Here is an 18,654-nt window from a genome sequence, read left to right as displayed (position 1 = left end):
ATCCCTCTTAAACTGCCAAATGTAATGAAATTATTTACGTTTCAAAGCTTATGAAATATCTTTTTCCAACTCCCATAACTCCTTGTTTTGTGCATCGATGACGGCAATGGCGGTCATGTTTACAATTTCATCCACACTGGCGTCCAATTGAAGAATATGTACGGGTTTGCGCATGCCCATCATAATTGGCCCAATGGAATCGGCCTCATTCAATTCCTTAAGCAATTTATAGGTGATGTTTGCAGCGTCCAGATTTGGAAAAATAAGTCCGTTTACTTTTCGTCCTACTAATTTTGAAAAAGGGAATTGGTCGCGAAGCATTTCATCATTTAATGCGAAATCCGTTTGTAATTCACCATCCACAACCATATCCGGATAATGGCGGTGCAACATACTTACGGCCTCTCTTACTTTGGAAGCCTTTTCGTTACCTGATGATCCAAAATTAGAATAGGAGGTCATTGCCATTACAGGCTCAAACCCAAAATTCTCGATTACTTTTGAAGTCATAATGGCAATTTTAGCCAAATCCTTTGCATCCGGATCAATATTGATAGAGGTATCGCTTAAAAACAGTGGCCCCCTTCGTGTCATCATCACATTGGTGGTAGCCACCTTCGTAGCTCCTTTTGCCATCCCAATCAACTCCAACATAGGTTTTAAAACTACCGGGTAACTTCTAGAATACCCAGAAATCAGAGCGTCGGCATCCCCTTCGTTTACCATCATAGCGGCAAAGTAGTTCCGCTCCCGCATTAAGCGCTTCGCTGAATACAGGGTGACACCTCTTCGTTTTCTTTGTTCCCAATATATTCGACCATAGCGATCCTTGCGCTCGTTTTCCTCTTCAGTTTTCGGGTCGATAATCGTGATATCGCCTTCAAACTCAATCTCATCCATGAGTGCCCGAATGGTTTCCTTTCGACCCAATAAAATGGGGATAGCAATGCCTTCTTCGTAAGCTATTTGAGCCGCCTTTAAGACCGCTAGCTGATCGGCCTCTGCAAAAACTACACGTTTTGGGTTTAGCTTGGCACGACTTAAAAGCAGCCTCACCAATTTATTATCTGACCCTAAACGCTCCCTGAGGCTATCTTTGTACTTCTCCCAATTCTCTATTCTGCCCTGTGCTACGCCACTTTCTATGGCGGCTTTCGCCACGGCCGGTGGTACTTCGGCAATCAATCTTGGGTCAAACGGCTTTGGAATGATATAATTACGGCCAAAGGCCAAACGGGTTTGCCCATAAGCTACGTTTACCTGTTCTGGCACGGGTTCTTTGGCCAGTTTTGCCAAAGCTTTTACTGCAGCCATTTTCATTTCTTCATTGATGGCCGTAGCGCGAACATCTAATGCACCACGAAATATGAATGGAAATCCTAGTACATTATTTACTTGGTTGGGGTGATCACTTCTGCCTGTAGCCATAATAATATCATCCCTGGTATCTATAGCCAATTCATACTTTATTTCAGGGTCTGGATTTGCCATTGCGAATACAATGGGGTCCTTTGCCATCACTTTCAGCATATCTGGAGTCACAATATCCGCCATGGACAGGCCAATAAACACATCGGCATCTTTCATGGCCTCTTCCAACGTATCAATTTTTCTGTGTGTGGCAAATTCAGCTTTTTGCGAGGATAGATTTTCGCGATCGTTGCGAATGACGCCTTTACTATCCAGCATCACCATATTTTCCCGTTTGGCACCGCAGGACTGGTACAATCGAGAACAAGAAATTGCCGCAGCACCGGCACCGCTAATCACTATTTTTACGTCTTGGATTTTTTTCTTCGCAAGTTCGAGGGCATTGATTAATGCCGCTGCTGAAATAATCGCCGTACCGTGCTGGTCGTCGTGCATTACGGGAATATCCAGTTCCTCCTTTAAACGTCTTTCTATTTCAAAAGCCTCTGGTGCCTTGATATCCTCTAAGTTGATACCTCCAAAAGTGGGCGCTATGTTTTTGACTGTTTCAATGAACGAGTCAACATTTTCAGTATCTACTTCAATATCAAATACATCGATATCCGCGAAGATTTTAAACAGTAACCCTTTACCTTCCATTACAGGTTTGGAAGCCTCGGGGCCAATATTGCCCAGACCCAAAACTGCGGTTCCATTAGAGATTACGGCTACCAGATTACCTTTTGCCGTATAGCGGTAGGCGTTGTTTTTATCTTTTTCAATTTCCAAACAAGGCTCCGCTACACCCGGTGAATAGGCTAGGGACAAATCCCTTTGGCTCGAATACTTTTTTGTCGGAACAACTTTGATTTTACCGGGAACCGGCTTTGCGTGATATATCAGGGCCTCTCTACGTTTGCTCTCTTCGCTCATAATGGACTATTTTAAGAAGCCCAAAGATAACAATCCTTAGAGGTAAACGCCTAATCTTTTCGGAAATTGATACGGCCTAAAACAATTATAAGAGGTCAGCAAAAATTTTATAGTCAATTTTAGAATTCAGTAAGTAATTGTAAAAAAGCCACAATCAAAAAGTCAATATTTTTAGAACGTCGGATTCATTATAGTTTATAGTGAAACTATTAGCTTCAAGATCTGCCGTTAAATGCACAAAGTCTTGGCCATTTTTCCAAAGGATATCAATTTCTTTGATTGAAGTCGCATTAACTTTTACCTTTCCCAAGAATGCATTATGCGTATTCCTTAATCGCATCAATTCAAGTTGATTTAAAACAATGTCTGTTTTCATACCTTCGCTGATATCAGTTAAGGACAAGGTGGTCCTATTAATTTCCTTATGCCCACCATTGCCAGCTTTGTCTGCAGCTTCGTAATTGTTTTTTCCTGCAAAAATATCCAGATACCAAACCTGAGGTATGCCCGGCATAAACATTTGAATAGCCCGTGCCAACAACAATTTTTTCTCGTCCTCTCCCAAGGCACTAAAAAAAGTTGCATTAACTTGGTAGTACGATATTTTCTTACCGTCAGGCCCGTAAAGGTTCTTAACCCTACCACCTCGCTCTATAATAATGTCCATGATATCCTCAATATCACTATCGGCAAGCAATCCCTTTTGATACACTCCATCCACGTCCTTTCCTTTTAAGTCCAAAACAGGAATCCCATCATGACAGCCCAGCATATTTACCGTTTTATAACCCTTGGCAATAATTTCATTTGCCCATTTTACTAATGCGGTACTATCCTTTTTCTCAATGGTATGGATCATTAACCCAGGTAGGAAGAAGTCATATATCCTGTATCCTTTTTGAGCCACCTCGTCATGCAGAAACGAACCATATTCTGCGTGAATCTCCGGCAAAAGCGTTAAACCGTTTTTATCTGCAATTTTTTTAATGCGCTCTAAATATTGCCACGTTCCCGGTTTATTAAAGAAGTTTGATTCCCCGATGGCCTTGTGCAAATAAGCAAAAGCATCCAAGCGTAATATTTTGCACCCGTAGCTACTGACTTTTTGTAAGGTTTCCTCGTAAAAATCCCAGACCAGCTCAGACTTGGCATTGACATCCATTTGGCCCAAAAAGCTTTTGTCCTCGTTTACTTTTTGATAAAAAGTGTTCCAATAGGGTTTTTCAGTGCCGTCTGGGAAAGGCACCTTTAAAATTGGCAATCCTGCTTTACGCATGAATAATTTATCAAGAAATTCCTTTTTTGGCTTGATAATACCATCGTTCCCCATGGTACCATGGCCTTCCCAAAAGCTATTCCAATTGATAAAAAAGTCCTTGTATTTTGATTGCCCTCCGTGTTCAATCAAATCCTTAAACTGAGGAGATGCAACTGATAAATGATTTAGGACGATATCCAGCTTTAATTGAATATTCAGTGCGTCCAATGCTTTTAGGTCGTCTTTAGAAACCAGATCTTTTTTAAGATTGTAATCTATTATTGAAAACCCCCGGTCCAAATCACTATTAAAAAATGTTGGCAATATGTAAAACAATGAAAATACATCTTTAAACTCAGGCCTCTTAAGAATACTGATGGTATCGCTTAATGTGTTGCCAATACTGTCCGGATATGCATTGAGCATAACACCATTTGTAATATTAGAATTTGTTGACATGATTATTTTCTATAATAGTTCGGACAATATGCTTATGTTATCGGGCAATCTACCCACGTTTTGGAGCTTTAAAGCTGCCAATTGCAAAGCTACTTTCAGGCATTTTTCGATGGGTTTATCCTTGATATAAGCAAATAGGAACCCCGACCAAAATGCATCACCTGCGCCAGTGGTATCAATTACGTTTTCCACCTTAACTGCCGGCATTTCAATGAGTGCCTTGTTTTTTTGAGATAATTTAACCCCTTTACTGCCCAAGGTTAAACAAACAGTTTCAACACCTTCATTGTGAAAGAAATTGAATATTTCATCATGTTGTAGTTCCTTTTCAAATAGGCGCAACATATCATCCTCACTGATTTTTATTAAAGGATTGAATTTGCAATATGCCTTAATGACCTTTAAAGCCTCTTCCTGACTGCCCCAAAGCTTTTTCGAGTAATTTAAATCTACACTTAAAGCACAGCCTTGTTTAAAGGCTTCTTCTGCCTTTTTCAAAATTGCGGATTGTGCAGGGTTTTTACTCAGCGCAAAACACGTGGTGTGAAAAATTTTGGTTTTAGAAAGCATTTCTGTAGAAATTTGACTTTCTGAAATATGCTGGTCTGCCTGACGGAAAGGAATAAAATCCGGTGTGCCTTTAGACCTCGAAACTAGTATCACACTTGTACTTTTGTCTTTAAGCTTATCAATATAATCTGTATTTACACCTACCTCTGAAAGCCTTTTAAAAATGTATCTCCCCAAGCCGTCATCACCTACAGTTGACACCAAAGTCGCGTTTAAGCCCAATCTGGCCGAATTCATCGCCACATTTGTTGGAGACCCACCTAAGTATCTATGATAATCTCGTGTGTCATCTATAAGCACATCCTTTTGATGGCCTATGAAGTCCACGAGAACCTCACCTACGCAAAGTATATCTATGTCTTTATTAAAATTTTTCAAAACTAATTTCTTTTGGAATTAATGTCCAGCACCAAAACCGGAAACCACATCTTCTTCCCCATTGGACTCTGGCTGTTTTAAGCGCAAGGCCAATACACCTGCTATGACAAAAAACACGCCCCCAAACAAAATGGCGTTAACAGCGCTGTTGTCCAACAGATACTTAACAATTGGCCCAAAAGTCAACGTTTGGATACCCATAGGGATTACAATCATCATATTCAAAATTCCCATATAAACGCCTCGCCTTTCCTGCGGGACAATTTTAGACACCATGGAATATGGAATACCCATCATGGCGGCCCAACCTATACCAAATAATACCATTGGCAAAACTACCAGAAGCGGGTCTTGGATATATGGAATGCTCAGCATAGCAATTGCCGTTAAAAATAAGCTAAGCACATACACTTTTTTTCCACCAAATTTTAATGCCAAAGGCACCAGGGCCAATGCAAATACAATGGTTGAAATATTGTAGGTGGTGTTCATTTTTGCCGCCTGGCTTAAGGCCTGCGAACTGTCAAATCCCATACTTTCCTTAAACATGGGGGCAATAAACTGCCAATACACGAATAAAGCGTACCATTGAAATAGGTAAACACCTGAAAGTTTCCACATAAATTTTGGCATATCCTTTACCGCCTCCATTATTTCAATAATTGGTGCTTTTACCCTTTCTGCAAGCCCAAGAGCTCTATGCTTTTTGATGTCTTCCATCTCTTCTTCGGATGGCGGGATTTCAGGTGTTTTTAAAACTGACCAAAGAATGGTTGAAATAGACAGTACTGCCCCTATAAAAAAGGAATAGTACAGCCATTTTGGTATGGACTCCACACTATCGGCAACCTGTTCTGCACCTCCAAACCAATCCTGAAAAAGAAAAATGGATGCATTTGCCAATACGATACCAGCACCAACAAATAGACTTTGCATTTGGTAGCCAAAACTTAATTGACTATTTGGCAATTTATCGCCTACAAAAGCCCTGTAAGGCTCCATTGCCATATTGTTCCCCACATCCAGAATCCACAATAAACCAACTGCAAACCATAACGCCGGGCTGAAGGGGAAAGCAAACAAACACAAACTGCCCAATAAGGCGCCAATTAAGAAGAAAGGCTTACGTCTTCCCCAACGTGGCGACCAGGTTTTATCTGAAATTGCTCCAATAATTGGCTGTATAATCAAACCCGTTACCGGACCCGCTAAGTTCAATAAGGGCAACTGGTCGTGTTCCGCACCTAAAAAAGAGAAAATGGGGTTTACCGCCGTTTGCTGTAATCCAAAACTATATTGAATACCCAGAAAACCAACATTCATATTAAAGATTTGCCAGAAAGATAATTTTGGTTTTGCTATTTTCATCTTATTTAGTTTTTTGGCTTAAACTTTTTAAAAAGCCTTCAAAATTCGCAACATTATTCATTATGATTTCGCCTTCTTTCTCCACCACCGGTAGTGATAAATTATGTAATGGAATATTGTTTTTTCGAAGCTTTTCTAACATCTCGCGCTCTTTCGCCATGTCTTGGTCCACATCAAAATATACAAATGCTATTTTGTGCTTCTTAAGATAAGCTTTTGTGTCAATGCAATAGTGGCAAGTATCGCTCCCATAAACTATTAAAGTAGTGGGCAAACTTTCCGCGCCGTTATTCTCGGGTTTGGCAGTCTTTTGGGCATAACACAAGTTTATTGAGGCGAAAAAAAACAATACCGAAAAAACAAACCATTTCATTGCTCTTCAATTTTTAGAAAGAGAGTTGGAATTTTTATAGAATTCCAACTCTCAAATTAACAGATCAAACTAAACTAAACTAAACTTTCTCTTTATTAAAACTTGAATTGTAATCCCATCGTAATAGATCTTCCTGGTAGAGGTCTAGCTCTTAAGTAATTATCTTGACCTTCAACAATACTGCCCTCTTCAACCTCAGTTACACCGATGCTATCAAAAATATTGTTGGCCGAAATGTTTGCAGAAAGTGCATCGGTAATACCGAAATTCACAAATCCATTTATAAATAAGAATCCTGGCATTACCAATTCGTTGGAATCTTGTGCAAATGCCTTAGACTGCCCAATAAAGCTCAACCCTCCAGAGTGTTGCTTGTTTCCGCCGAAGTTGATTGAAGGGATAAGGTTGTAAATTAAATCCGGTTGTCTTCTTGGTGTATTTCCTTTGTTGTCTCCAGAGTCAATTTCAGCATCTGTCCATGTTACCGCTCCTCTTAAGCTAAAGGTATTATTAAAGTTGTAAAACCCTTCCAATTCAATACCCATGGACTTATAATCGTTTTCAATGATACTGTTGGAAGTTGCTTCAAAACCGCCTTCTTCCCTCGTTTTGGCATAAAATGCAGTGGCATAAAGCGCTCCATTATCAAAACCTCTTTTATAACCAAGTTCTGTTTGATTCATAAAGTCTAGCGCGTTTATCATATCGCCGTCCATATAGTTTAGGCCAGAGAACAAAATACGGTCAGCCTTTGCAGAAGCACCTTTACTTATTCTTGCAAACACAGATTGTCTGTCTTTAAACTTGTAGTTAAAACCTACCGAGTAAGAGAAGTAATCATAATCATAGTCAACCGCAGTAGCGTTGGCATTGTCTATGGCAGATACGCTTTGCTCTGGTGCGGAAATTACCCCGTCGTTATTAACGTCGAACTCCGTTTGTACCGCTCCTGCAAACGTACCATCAACACGACCTCTATCATACCTTATACTAGCATCGATTGTGATAGCCTCAGTAGCTTCAACGGTAACATTGGCGTAAGGCGCAGACACGTTGTACTGTGTATCATAGTTACGTTGACAACAATTACCCCAAAACGGTACGCCATAGGCATATAATCCATTATCGCTTAAAGGGCTACCTGTTCCGTCCAAAACATTGATCAATCTTGCATTGTCATCATTCACTTCTTGTAAATAAGAGTTCCATAACCAAGACATGGATATGTCCTGAATAGATTTAAAATACCCCAAGGTAATATCCACATTGCCAAAGGATTTAGATAATTTTAAATCATTCATAAAATTGTTGAAATTATTCAATTCAACATCAAACATGTGCACACGCGCAACCAAACTGTTTCCTGAAACTGAGGATCCATCCGTAAACTGCAATGAACCCCATCCATTATCGGTAGCAAAATCGCCGCCTAAAATATTAGATGCAGTTGCCACTTCAGCAGGGAAAGGAGACACAAAAGTACCGCTGTTGGAAGAATAACGTCCATTATTGGTAACTTTCCATTCGTTTCCTAAATCAAAAGACGCTTCAACACCAACCGATGCAGATACCGGGTGCATACCATCCTGAACATGGCCTCTTCTTAGCTCACCATCGGCTCCCAGACCTACAGTACGTAATAAATTAGAACTGTGCAAAGACCCTCTAGTAGCATCAAAATTGGCAGCATTGTCCCAATCGGGATCGCTGTTGGTTCCTGAAACCTTCATAGGCATAGGCAAATATGCGGCCGCTCTATCATTTAAATACTTGGCGTACACTCTTACCTTACCTTTCTCAAATTCCTTTAACAAACTAAGTTTTAATTGCCCACCATTGTTGGCTGTAAATCCTGTTTCCCTTATGCCTTCACCTGCTCTATAAAAGCCTCCTGCATGCATGTATAAATCTTCTCCAATTTGAGTTCCGTAATCGAAATCGGTGCGAAAAGTATTGTAGTCCAAACCAAAAGTAGTACCTATAGAACCGCCTTCCGTTTTTCCTGTTTTACTGATGATATTGATGATACCACCCGGTGCATTTGATGTTAAGGTAGAAGCCGAACCTCCCCTGATGGCCTCAATTCTTGCCACATTGTTATCGAATCTTGTAAAGATATCAGCAGTTCCGAATGAAATATCGCCATAGAGCAATACAGGCAAACCATCTTCCTGTAACTGTACATATTTAGAACCTCCCGAAGAAATTGGCACACCCCTTACGGCAATGTTGGCATTACCCTCACCACCAGATGATTCCGAGCGAATACCTGGTATCGTTCTAAAAATCTCTGCGGTTGACCTTGGTGCGGATTGGGAAATAGTTTTTGCACGCATACTGGTTACCGATATACTAGATTCTATCTTAGACCTAGGGTTTACCACACCAGTAACAATTACCTCATCCAAGGATTCCGCATCCTCAGCCATAACAATATTTACGACAATATCCGCGCCTTGCACCGTGACACTTTGCGTAAATTTGGTATATCCCAAATACGTAGCTACAAGTACGTAAGTACCATCCTCTACGTTGTCAATAGAATAAATACCGTCAAAATCTGTAACCGCTCCTTTAGAGGTGCCTTCTAAAATTACATTTACTCCAGGTAAAGGAATACCTGTTTCATCTTTAACGTCTCCTGAAATTGATTGTGCTACAACCGCACTTGCGGATAACAGCATCAAAGCCAATAAACATACATTTCTTCTAATTAAATTCATTTTGCCTGTTTTAGTTATTTAACAAATTATTGAGTTGTTATTGGCAAATCTATATTCAATAGCCCCGAAAATTATGATTTTCTCAACCGAAATCGTTTTCGAAAGTACCGAAAACGTTTTCGATTTGATATTTTTTATATCTTTATTTGCATATACCAAGCTCTTTTTTATGAAAATTGTTACGCTAAGGGATATTGCAGAACAGCTAAATATTTCTGTTACAACGGTATCAAAAGCACTAAAAGATTATCCCGATGTTAGCAAAAAAACCAAATTGCAGGTAAAAGCGCTTGCCGAAACGCTAAACTATAAGCCCAATGCTTTTGCGGTCAACTTACGAACCAAAGAATCTAAAACCATTGGTTTGATTATCCCTGTAATTGTGCACCATTTCTTTTCCAATGTTATTAAAGGCATTGTGTCCCAAGCTGAGAAAAAAGGATATTTGGTAATCATTCTGCAATCGGATGAATCCTATGAACTAGAAAAAAAACAAATTGAACTGCTCCTAAGCCAACGTGTTGACGGTATTATTATATCCCTAGCAAATGGAACGGCCAAGTACGATCATTTGAATACCGTAATGGCTCAGGAAAAACCTCTTGTAATGTTTGACAAAATTGCCAAAATACTACAATGCTCCAAGGTAATAATCGATGACAGAAAGGCGGCTTATACCGCAACACAACATTTAATAGATATTGGATGCAAGCGTATTGCACACTTTAGAGGAGCCTTGTTACCCCAAAACTCCATTGATAGATTTTTAGGTTATAAAAAAGCTTTGTTGGACAACGGCTTACCTTACGATCCGTCGCTAGTGTATATTTGTGAATGTGGCGATATGAGTTTTGAAGAAGGCAAAAAAAACGCAAAACAATTATTGGAAGACCATAATGATGTTGATGGCATTTTTATAAACACCGACTTAGTGGCCATAGGCGCTATGACCACATTCCAGGAAATGGGGGTGAAAATTCCAGAAGACATTAACATCGTAGGGTTTAGTAACTGGTTTATGTCGTCGGTAATATCACCAAGCCTTACAACTATTAACCAACCTGGGTTTGAAATGGGCAAAGTAGCCTTTAAACAACTCTTTAAGGAAATTAAAGCTCGCAAAAAAGACAAACCATTTGAACCCAAAACTGTTGTTTTAGAAACGGATTTAATTATAAGGGCATCAACAAAAACAGTCTGTGTTTAATCTCTTAAAAAATTGATGTTTCTTTTTAGTCCTGAAAATTTAGTGCGCTTTACGGCCGATTTCCTGAAAACCTTTTGAAACGTTTCTTCGGTAATCTCCTCCCAATCTTTTTTGGACATTGATAATAATTCCGGATGTGGATTAAATAATGGCTCATCATGCGCTTTTGAAAATCTGTTCCAAGGACATACGTCTTGACAGACATCACAGCCAAACATCCAATCATCAAATTTGCCTTTTAATTCAGAAGGAATATTGTCCTTCAATTCAATAGTGAAATAGGAAATGCATTTACTACCATCAACTACATAAGGTTCTGTAATGGCTCCTGTTGGGCAGGTATCAATGCAAGCAGTGCAGGTACCACAATGGTCGGTAACAGGTGTGTCATATTCCAATTCCAAATCGATAATGAGTTCGGCCACAAAATAGAATGAACCTACTTGTTGGGTCAATAAATTACTATGCTTCCCAATCCAGCCCAAGCCGGATTTTGCAGCCCAAGCTTTGTCCAAAACGGGGGCCGAGTCCACAAAAGCTCTCCCATGCACTTCTCCGATTTCATCTTGAATAAAATGCAACAGGGATTTGAGTTTATCTTTTATGACGAAATGATAATCCGTTCCAAAGGCGTATTTGGACAACTTGTAACTTTCCGGATTTTGCGTTTCCGAAGGAAAATAATTTAGCAACAGAGACACCACACTTTTTGAGCCTTCCACCAGTTTTGTAGGGTCGAGGCGCTTGTCAAAATGGTTTTCCATATAATGCATTTCACCATGCATATTTTGGGCCAGCCATTTTTCCAATCGGGGTGCTTCCTCTTCCAAAAATTGGGCTTTGCTAATGCCGCAAGACAAAAAACCGAGGCGTTTTGCTTCGGTTTTTATCATTTCGGAATATATTGTTTTGCTCACGTTAGGTTTAAAGCACCTAAATTACAATTTTCATTTGAATGGACTTCTTTTTCTAGATACAACCCATATCCATTGAAGATTGCGTATCCGCATTTGGGAAACAGCTTCCTGTTGGCAAACTTTCAGGTTGATAGCGCTTTAAATTGGCATCGTATAATGCGTTTTCCACAAAATATGTTATCAAGTCAATTTCGTCCTCAGTCAAATTCAATGGTTGAAATTGCGGGGATAATTTATTTGAAGGCACTTCACCGTTTTCAGCAATAGCATTATTTTTATAGCTGATGATCTCTCGGATAGATTTGAAACTACCACCATGACCATAAAACCCAGCGTCCATCAAATTATAAAGTTGAGGGGTTTTAAATTTATAGTCGTCCTCTGGATTTCCTGTGAAACCACCTCTTCCTTTTTTGGTAGCCTCATCCACCTCTGTCATAATATTATCACCTGTTAAATCCTTCATCCCCAAAGCATGAAATTCCATACCGTTAAGCCCCGGCCCTGAGTGGCAAGAGTAGCACTGCCCTTTTCCAAAAAAAAGCATCGCCCCTTCAATTTCATCCTCGCTCATAGCAGAATCATCGCCTTTCAACCAATTTTGAAACGGTGCTTCGTTGGCTAAAACTGTTCTTTCGTAAGCCGCAATGGCTAGAGCTCCATTTAATTTTGTATAGCGTTCATCTTCTGAAACATTTGGGAAAGCGGCATCGAACAACGTTTTATAATCAGAATTAATAATAAAGTCTTTTTCAATCATTAATCGGTGTACATCCAAACCTGCGATAGCCTGGGTTTCCACACCTTCAAAACCAAAAGTATTGGCCTCTTTTGGCGTACCCACAGTCCAGTTAGCTTCTGTCCCTACATTCATGCCCACAGCACCAAACTGCCCATTCCACAACATTACCTTTTGGTAAGCCGAATTAAGAACACTTGGACTCTTAATAGGTTGCACATCCAGATCGGCTTCTACATAGTTGGCCGATTTAATGCGACCTTCTCCATGGTTTCCAAAGCCAATACCACCTTCACCGATGCCCTGCTGTATGCCACTTTGGAATCCGGCCGCCGCATGATGGCAACTAGCACAGGAATAGGTATTCATACCTTCCTCCATATTTGGGTTTTTACCTAATGCCGTTTCGTGGAACAACAACTGACCAAGCACAACTTTAGCATTGGTGATGCTATTGTTTGCATCGTTGGGAATGGCACTAAAGTCATTGGAAGCTGGTAAAATCAATGCTGTTTTTGACCCAGCCGTTGCTTCAATCTGTTGTTCTAAAAGGGTTTTTGTTGGGGTTTCTACATAGTCATCGTTATCGGTAGCACATGAGCTTAAAATAAATGCAGAAGCCAATAAAATACTGAAAGTCTTTGGGGTATTCATAAGTACTAATTTGGGGTTATTTAGTACTACAAAGCTAAATCCACTGGTCAAAAACCTTACAATAATTTGTTGAACCGCCTAAAAATTAGTTGAGTAACTTAAGTTTCGACGAAGTGCTAGTTCTACTCTATCAACTCCCTTCAGATTTTCGCCTTTTTGTAAATTTCAGGTTCACATTGACTGGTTTTAAGGTAATTAGCGGGTTGGTTTCTATCCTATCAGTATCCGTTTCAATATGAAATTTGCTTAAAATGGCATTTAAAGTCAGCATCATTTCGTACATCGCAAAGTTGTTGCCAATACACAATCTTGGGCCCGCTCCAAAAGGCATATAGTACGGCAAAATGCTTTTTCGATTTTCCTCAAAAAAACGTTCAGGCATAAATTGCTCGGGATGGCTCCAGTATTTTTTATTTCGATGCAATTCGTAAATCGATGTGCCAATAATGGTGCCTTTTTTTAACCTATAACTTCCAATGTTGTCATCCTGAATGTTCATTCTATCGGTAATCCACGCCGGTGGATATAGACGTAGGCTCTCCTTTACACAGCATTTCGTATAATTAAGCTTTGACAATAGTAGAGATGATGACACATCGTTTTGGTGTACTGAATGAATTTCATCCGAAACCTGTCGCAGTTCCTTTTGATTTACTGCCAAAAGTTTTAAGGTGAAAGTCAGTGCATTTGCCGTGGTTTCATGACCAGCCACAAATAAAATTAGGATTTCGTCAATCAACTGAGCATTGGTCATTTTGGAACCGTCTTCATATTCAGCATTTAATAGCATGTCCAATAAATCGTCATGGATTGCTTTGGATTGTCTTCTCTGCTCAATAATCTCAAGAATAATGGCCCTGCTCTCCTTTACCAGTTTCATGTGGTAGCGCACTTGACCGCTCAGGATATACCAGACTTTTTGATACGGCAATCTTAACTCTTTAATTATAAACAACTGCAATTTTTCGATAATGAACTGCAATCGTTTTAATGTTTGCTTTTCAGCTGAAAAATTAAATAGCGATTTGGCCACTACCTCAAAGGCCAATTCATTCATAAGTGGATAGAGTTCCACCATTTTTCCAATTGGAATGGACGCCACTTGTTCTTCGATAGTGTCGTTAATAATACCCACTAGGTTATTGATTTTTTCCTTGTGAAAAGCGGGCTGAATTAATCGACGTTGCTTCAGCCAATAGTCCCCGCTTGAGGTCAACAATCCATAACCAACATATTTCGACAGGTACTTGGTTTGAATTTTAGACTTATGGTAAATCTTATGGTTTTTTTGAAGAATATGCTTAGCGATATCCGCATCTCTCGTTAAGATGATATGTCCATAAAAAGGGGATTTTAGGGAAAAGGTATCACCTACTTCATCAAACCATTTGCGATGGTAAGGCAATGGATTTTTGGCAATATGGGTTGATTTTAAAAGAAATTTTAAAAATGAAATCTTATTTGGATAGTAGTATTTCATTATCTATCTGATGAGACACTGAAACAGCACTTCGACTGCGCTCAGTGTGACAATTTGGGATGCCACAATGTCAAAACAACCCACCTTGAATATTCCCTTTAATCTTTCCTAGATGCTTATAAGCTTGCTCGGTAACTTCACGACCACGCGGGGTACGCATGATAAATCCCTGTTGAATTAAAAAGGGTTCGTAAACCTCTTCGATAGTTTCTGGGCTTTCGCTAACAGCCGTAGCGATGGTGGTAATGCCCACAGGACCTCCTTTAAACTTATCGATAATGGTGGATAGAATTTTATTGTCCATTTCGTCCAAGCCGTGGGTATCTACATTTAAAGCCTCTAATGCAAACTTTGCAATTTTGATGTCAATAGTACCATCTCCTTTTATTTGGGCAAAATCCCGTACGCGACGTAACAAAGCGTTAGCAATTCTAGGTGTGCCCCTGCTTCGACCTGCAATTTCGATTGCCGCTTCCATGGAAATGGGAACTTTTAAAATTGAGGCACTGCGCTGGACAATGGTAGTGAGCAAATCGGTTTTGTAATACTGTAACCTACTTTGAATCCCGAAACGAGCGCGCATGGGCGAAGTCAATAACCCCGACCGTGTGGTCGCCCCTACTAAAGTAAAAGGACTTAAATTAATTTGAACCGTACGGGCATTAGGCCCCGTTTCAATCATGATATCGATCTTGTAATCCTCCATGGCAGAGTAGAGATACTCCTCCACAATCGGACTGAGACGGTGTATTTCATCAATAAATAAAACATCTCGTTCTTCAAGATTGGTTAACAGTCCCGCTAAATCCCCAGGTTTATCCAATACTGGACCAGAGGTAACTTTGATGCCCACATCCAATTCATTAGCCAAAATATGAGCCAATGTAGTTTTACCCAGTCCCGGAGGGCCGTGAAATAGGGTATGGTCCAAAGCTTCGCTTCGTAAATTGGCCGCCTTTACAAAAATCTGCAGGTTTTCGAGCACTTGGTCCTGACCTGTGAAATCGTCGAAGGCTAAAGGCCTCAGCTTTCTTTCAACGTCCAGTTCCTCAGGGGAATAGTTATCGTTTGATGGATTTAGGTTTTCGTTCATATTTCAGACCCTTAGTCCCGATAACTATCGGGAGCGCCCAGGGTGACATTTTGGATCTTAAAAATTGATTCCTGCCTTCGCAGGAATGACAAAACTATCTCATGGAACTTCAGTACAAGCAAATATAATCAAAAAGCCTTTCAATCCCGACTCTTGTCGTTCAGAAAGGCTTTCTCAGGTTTCAGGTTGGTTTATCTTTTACAGGCTATTTCAAAATTATAAATTCACAACGTCTGTTGATGTCATATTCTTCGTCGGTACAAATGCCCTCTTTTACGCATTTATTAAGTGGTTGCATTTCGCCATAGCCAATACTTTTCAATCGGTCGCGGGCAATGCCTTGGCTAACTAAATACTCCAAAGTTGAGGCCGCCCTACGTTTGGACAGATCTAAATTGTACTGGTCTGGCCCACGGGCATCTGTATGTGCCGACACCTCCACTTCCATGGTTGGGTATTTCTTCATTAAGTCCACCAGCACGTTCAAGGTGGCTGCCGCATCTTCACGAATGTCGGACTTATCAAAATCAAAATAAATTTTGTCTAACTCTACCTTGACCTCATCGGTCTTATCATCTTTCTTTATTCGATCTTCGGCATCCGCAAAAGATTCTAAATTTAGATAAATATTATGCTGTACCTTCCCCTTACTGTCTGTAGAAAACTCAACATCCTGAGGAATGTAAGCTTTTCGAATTCCTCGTACTTTATATTTTTTATTGGGTTCTATTTTGAAAATATAATACGCATCATCTCCAACAATAGTGTCTTGAATTACGGTATCAGATTCATCAAATAAGGTTACCAAAGATCCTGCTAATAACTCCTTACTATTTAAATCTTGTACTATACCTTCAACTTGATATATGGTTAGGGGATTTATTTCTCTTTTAAAACCAAATAATCTGTCGTATCCGGTTCTATTTGATGACACAAACCCTTTGTTATCTTTTTCTCTTACCACATAGGCAAAATCATCCAAAGGACTATTAATGGTACTGCCCAAGTTGACTGGTTTATCAAATGCGTCGTTCACCAAATTACTCCTAAAGACATCCAATCCGCCATAGCCTAAATGACCGATGGACGAAAAATACAGCACATCGTATTTGCTGATATAAGGGAATTGTTCCCTATGTTTTGTATTGATAGTTCCACCTAAATTTTCAGGTTCGCCATAGGTGCCGTCTTCATTTATGGCCACTTTATAAATATCAAAACTACCAAAGGTTCCGGGCATATCACTGGCGAAATAGAGTGTTTTCTCGTCATAGCTCAAAGCGGGATGCTCGGTACTATAGGAATTTGAGGTAAATGGCAATGCGGTAACATTTGTCCATTCACCATCTATTAATTCGGCTTTATAAATTTTGATGTGGGCGATTCGGTCTGCGTCCGTTTTCTTTCGGGTCGTATTCGTTCTGTTAAAATACATGGTTTTTCCATCCTTGGTGAACACCGCATTACTTTCATGGGATTCGGTATTAATAGATTCTGAAAATGGCACCACATTTTCGAGGATATTTTGACTGTTCAACGTACCGCTGTACAAATCCAAATAGGGTAAATTATTCCACGAATAGGCTGGATTTTCTGAGTTCCTTGCGGATGCAAAAGCTACTTTATCTTCACCATAAAAAGACAGCCCAAAATCACTACTTGAATTTCGGTTTTCAATTTGTTTCAATTTAAAGGTATGCGGTGTGGTTTTATCCGTTTCTTCAATAAAACCCAAAGTATTGATTTTAGCGTTGTAATATCTGCTCAAATGTTTATCGGCTTCTTTGTATTCCTTTACACCTTTTAATGCCTGCGCAAATCTGAAGTGGTAGTCGATATCAATAGAATCGCCATATTCCACAAACAACTCCCGATAGGTTTTTATGGCCTTTTGATGGCTGGAATTGTAATAGTAACAATCGGCCAAATTCTGCAACACTTCCTGTGAGCGTTCTTTGGTTTCGTAAATCTCGGCCGCATCCTTGTAAGCCCTCATTTCGAAAAGCTTATTCACGCGTTTTAGGTTTTTCTTTTGGGCAAATGCCGTTCCGCTAACTAATAAAAGGCTTGCCAATATGTATATAACTTTTTTCATTTTTCCTTGTATTAACTGTTAGAAGAATCGAGGTGAACGGTCGTAACCGCCTTTAAATCCGAAGAGATCGACATCAAACAAAATGAATATCTCGTGCGACCCTGAATTGAAATCACCCAAATTAGTCGTTGTATAATCGTAGGCATAGCCTATTCTGAGTTCAGGAGTAATCCTAAAATTCACCAAAGCACTCACGGCATCGTCCAAACGGTATCCCAAGCCTGCCTCCAGTTTTTCATGAATAAGCACATTGGCTGTTATATCCAGGGCCAACGGTGCACCTTTTACGGCGCGTCCCATAAATGCAGGTTTTAACTTCAGGTTTTCATTGATATCGAATACGTATCCTCCTGTGAAAAAGAAGTGCATACTTTCCACGCCCGTGGCCTTGATGCCGTTTTCATTTTCTAGATGTTTGGTGGACAGCATGTTTGGTGCCGATAATCCCAAATAATAGTTATCCGTGAAAAAGAAGGCTCCGATACCCAAATTCGGGAATGCGCGATTCACATCTTCATTAAAAGCGTTATCGCCACTGGCCGGGCCTGATTGCAGTACCAATCCATCAAAATTGGCATCAAACATTCTAACTCCCGCTTTCACTCCAAAAGAGATTTTACTTTCGAGGCCAACTGGAAGCACATAAGCGACATCGGCAAATATGTTGTTTTCGTTGACAATATTTCCAATATTATCATTGGTAAATGAAATACCGGCTTCAATTCTTTCGTTGATAGGCGTATGGGCGAAAAAGGTTCCCGTTCTCGGTGCACCTTCCACACCTACCCACTGGGTACGGTACAATCCCCCCAAATTTAAAATACCTTCCTCTGCCGTGGCATAGGCCGGATTGATAACGCTCATATTGTACATATACTGCGTAAACTGAGGGTCTTGTTGTGCTGTACTTTGCAAGGATAACAATGCTATACTTAACAAAGCAAGGATGTTTTGATATAGATTAAAATGTTTCATCTTTTCTAAATTTTGCTTTATT

Annotated in this window: 13 protein-coding genes; 1 reads left to right on the top strand and 12 read right to left on the bottom strand. The window is 39.9% G+C overall.

All coding sequences use genetic code 11. The features are described from left to right. Window positions 1–48 precede the first annotated feature (48 nt). From ACFSR8_RS10265 to ACFSR8_RS10240, 6 genes are all read right to left on the bottom strand, one after another. Window positions 49–2,343, bottom strand: coding sequence for an NADP-dependent malic enzyme (locus tag ACFSR8_RS10265; RefSeq protein ID WP_380291687.1), 2,295 nt, complete (start codon window positions 2,341–2,343; stop codon window positions 49–51). 154 nt (window positions 2,344–2,497) lie between these two features. Further along, on the bottom strand, window positions 2,498–4,060 hold the full coding sequence (locus ACFSR8_RS10260) for an alpha-amylase family glycosyl hydrolase (RefSeq protein WP_380291685.1): 1,563 nt from the start codon (window positions 4,058–4,060) through the stop codon (window positions 2,498–2,500). A 9-nt stretch (window positions 4,061–4,069) separates the two neighbouring features. Further along, window positions 4,070–5,008 (bottom strand): carbohydrate kinase family protein, encoded by a 939-nt coding sequence (locus tag ACFSR8_RS10255; protein ID WP_380291683.1) that lies wholly within the window; start codon window positions 5,006–5,008, stop codon window positions 4,070–4,072. 18 nt (window positions 5,009–5,026) lie between these two features. Next, the gene (locus ACFSR8_RS10250) at window positions 5,027–6,376 is read right to left on the bottom strand and encodes an MFS transporter (RefSeq protein ID WP_380291681.1); all 1,350 of its coding nucleotides are present in this window, start codon (window positions 6,374–6,376) and stop codon (window positions 5,027–5,029) included. A gap of 1 nt (window position 6,377) precedes the next feature. Continuing rightward, window positions 6,378–6,749 (bottom strand): glutaredoxin family protein, encoded by a 372-nt coding sequence (locus ACFSR8_RS10245; RefSeq protein WP_380291679.1) that lies wholly within the window; start codon window positions 6,747–6,749, stop codon window positions 6,378–6,380. A gap of 95 nt (window positions 6,750–6,844) precedes the next feature. Then, window positions 6,845–9,472 carry a TonB-dependent receptor gene (locus tag ACFSR8_RS10240; protein WP_380291677.1) on the bottom strand — a complete coding sequence of 876 codons (2,628 nt, stop codon included), beginning with the start codon at window positions 9,470–9,472 and terminating at the stop codon, window positions 6,845–6,847. 169 nt (window positions 9,473–9,641) lie between these two features. Between ACFSR8_RS10240 and ACFSR8_RS10235 the strand changes: the two genes are divergently transcribed. After that, window positions 9,642–10,679 (top strand): LacI family DNA-binding transcriptional regulator, encoded by a 1,038-nt coding sequence (locus ACFSR8_RS10235; protein WP_380291675.1) that lies wholly within the window; start codon window positions 9,642–9,644, stop codon window positions 10,677–10,679. Here ACFSR8_RS10235 and queG read toward each other — a convergent pair. The 6 genes from queG to ACFSR8_RS10205 form a co-directional block, all read right to left on the bottom strand. Beyond that, on the bottom strand, window positions 10,676–11,572 hold the full coding sequence (gene queG / locus ACFSR8_RS10230; RefSeq protein WP_380291741.1) for a tRNA epoxyqueuosine(34) reductase QueG: 897 nt from the start codon (window positions 11,570–11,572) through the stop codon (window positions 10,676–10,678). The two genes, ACFSR8_RS10235 and queG, sit on opposite strands and share 4 nt — an antisense overlap. 76 nt (window positions 11,573–11,648) lie before the next feature. Continuing rightward, window positions 11,649–12,989 (bottom strand): cytochrome-c peroxidase, encoded by a 1,341-nt coding sequence (locus tag ACFSR8_RS10225; protein ID WP_380291673.1) that lies wholly within the window; start codon window positions 12,987–12,989, stop codon window positions 11,649–11,651. Between the two features lie 130 nt (window positions 12,990–13,119). Beyond that, window positions 13,120–14,469, bottom strand: a complete 1,350-nt coding sequence (locus tag ACFSR8_RS10220) for a cytochrome P450 (protein WP_380291671.1) — start codon at window positions 14,467–14,469, stop codon at window positions 13,120–13,122. A gap of 70 nt (window positions 14,470–14,539) precedes the next feature. Further along, complete coding sequence (ruvB, locus tag ACFSR8_RS10215; RefSeq protein WP_380291669.1) at window positions 14,540–15,562, bottom strand: Holliday junction branch migration DNA helicase RuvB; 1,023 nt, start codon at window positions 15,560–15,562, stop codon at window positions 14,540–14,542. A 205-nt stretch (window positions 15,563–15,767) separates the two neighbouring features. Continuing rightward, window positions 15,768–17,657 (bottom strand): OmpA family protein, encoded by a 1,890-nt coding sequence (locus tag ACFSR8_RS10210; RefSeq protein WP_380291667.1) that lies wholly within the window; start codon window positions 17,655–17,657, stop codon window positions 15,768–15,770. An 18-nt stretch (window positions 17,658–17,675) separates the two neighbouring features. Next, on the bottom strand, window positions 17,676–18,632 hold the full coding sequence (locus ACFSR8_RS10205) for a PorP/SprF family type IX secretion system membrane protein (RefSeq protein WP_380291665.1): 957 nt from the start codon (window positions 18,630–18,632) through the stop codon (window positions 17,676–17,678). Window positions 18,633–18,654: the final 22 nt, after the last annotated feature.

The organism is Hyunsoonleella rubra (assembly GCF_042684665.1).
GTDB lineage: Bacteria > Bacteroidota > Bacteroidia > Flavobacteriales > Flavobacteriaceae > Jejuia > Jejuia rubra.
This window is presented reverse-complemented; position numbering and strand designations above follow the sequence as displayed.

Bases quoted from the DNA above. Each gene is read 5' to 3' on its own strand.
- ACFSR8_RS10265 (WP_380291687.1), bottom strand. From the start codon at position 2,343: ATGAGCGAAGAGAGCAAACGTAGAGAGGCCCTGATATATCACGCAAAG.
- ACFSR8_RS10260 (WP_380291685.1), bottom strand. From the start codon at position 4,060: ATGTCAACAAATTCTAATATTACAAATGGTGTTATGCTCAATGCATAT.
- ACFSR8_RS10250 (WP_380291681.1), bottom strand. From the start codon at position 6,376: ATGAAAATAGCAAAACCAAAATTATCTTTCTGGCAAATCTTTAATATG.
- ACFSR8_RS10245 (WP_380291679.1), bottom strand. From the start codon at position 6,749: ATGAAATGGTTTGTTTTTTCGGTATTGTTTTTTTTCGCCTCAATAAAC.
- ACFSR8_RS10240 (WP_380291677.1), bottom strand. From the start codon at position 9,472: ATGAATTTAATTAGAAGAAATGTATGTTTATTGGCTTTGATGCTGTTA.
- ACFSR8_RS10235 (WP_380291675.1), top strand. From the start codon at position 9,642: ATGAAAATTGTTACGCTAAGGGATATTGCAGAACAGCTAAATATTTCT.
- queG (WP_380291741.1), bottom strand. From the start codon at position 11,572: ATGATAAAAACCGAAGCAAAACGCCTCGGTTTTTTGTCTTGCGGCATT.
- ACFSR8_RS10225 (WP_380291673.1), bottom strand. From the start codon at position 12,989: ATGAATACCCCAAAGACTTTCAGTATTTTATTGGCTTCTGCATTTATT.
- ACFSR8_RS10220 (WP_380291671.1), bottom strand. From the start codon at position 14,469: ATGAAATACTACTATCCAAATAAGATTTCATTTTTAAAATTTCTTTTA.
- ruvB (WP_380291669.1), bottom strand. From the start codon at position 15,562: ATGAACGAAAACCTAAATCCATCAAACGATAACTATTCCCCTGAGGAA.
- ACFSR8_RS10210 (WP_380291667.1), bottom strand. From the start codon at position 17,657: ATGAAAAAAGTTATATACATATTGGCAAGCCTTTTATTAGTTAGCGGA.
- ACFSR8_RS10205 (WP_380291665.1), bottom strand. From the start codon at position 18,632: ATGAAACATTTTAATCTATATCAAAACATCCTTGCTTTGTTAAGTATA.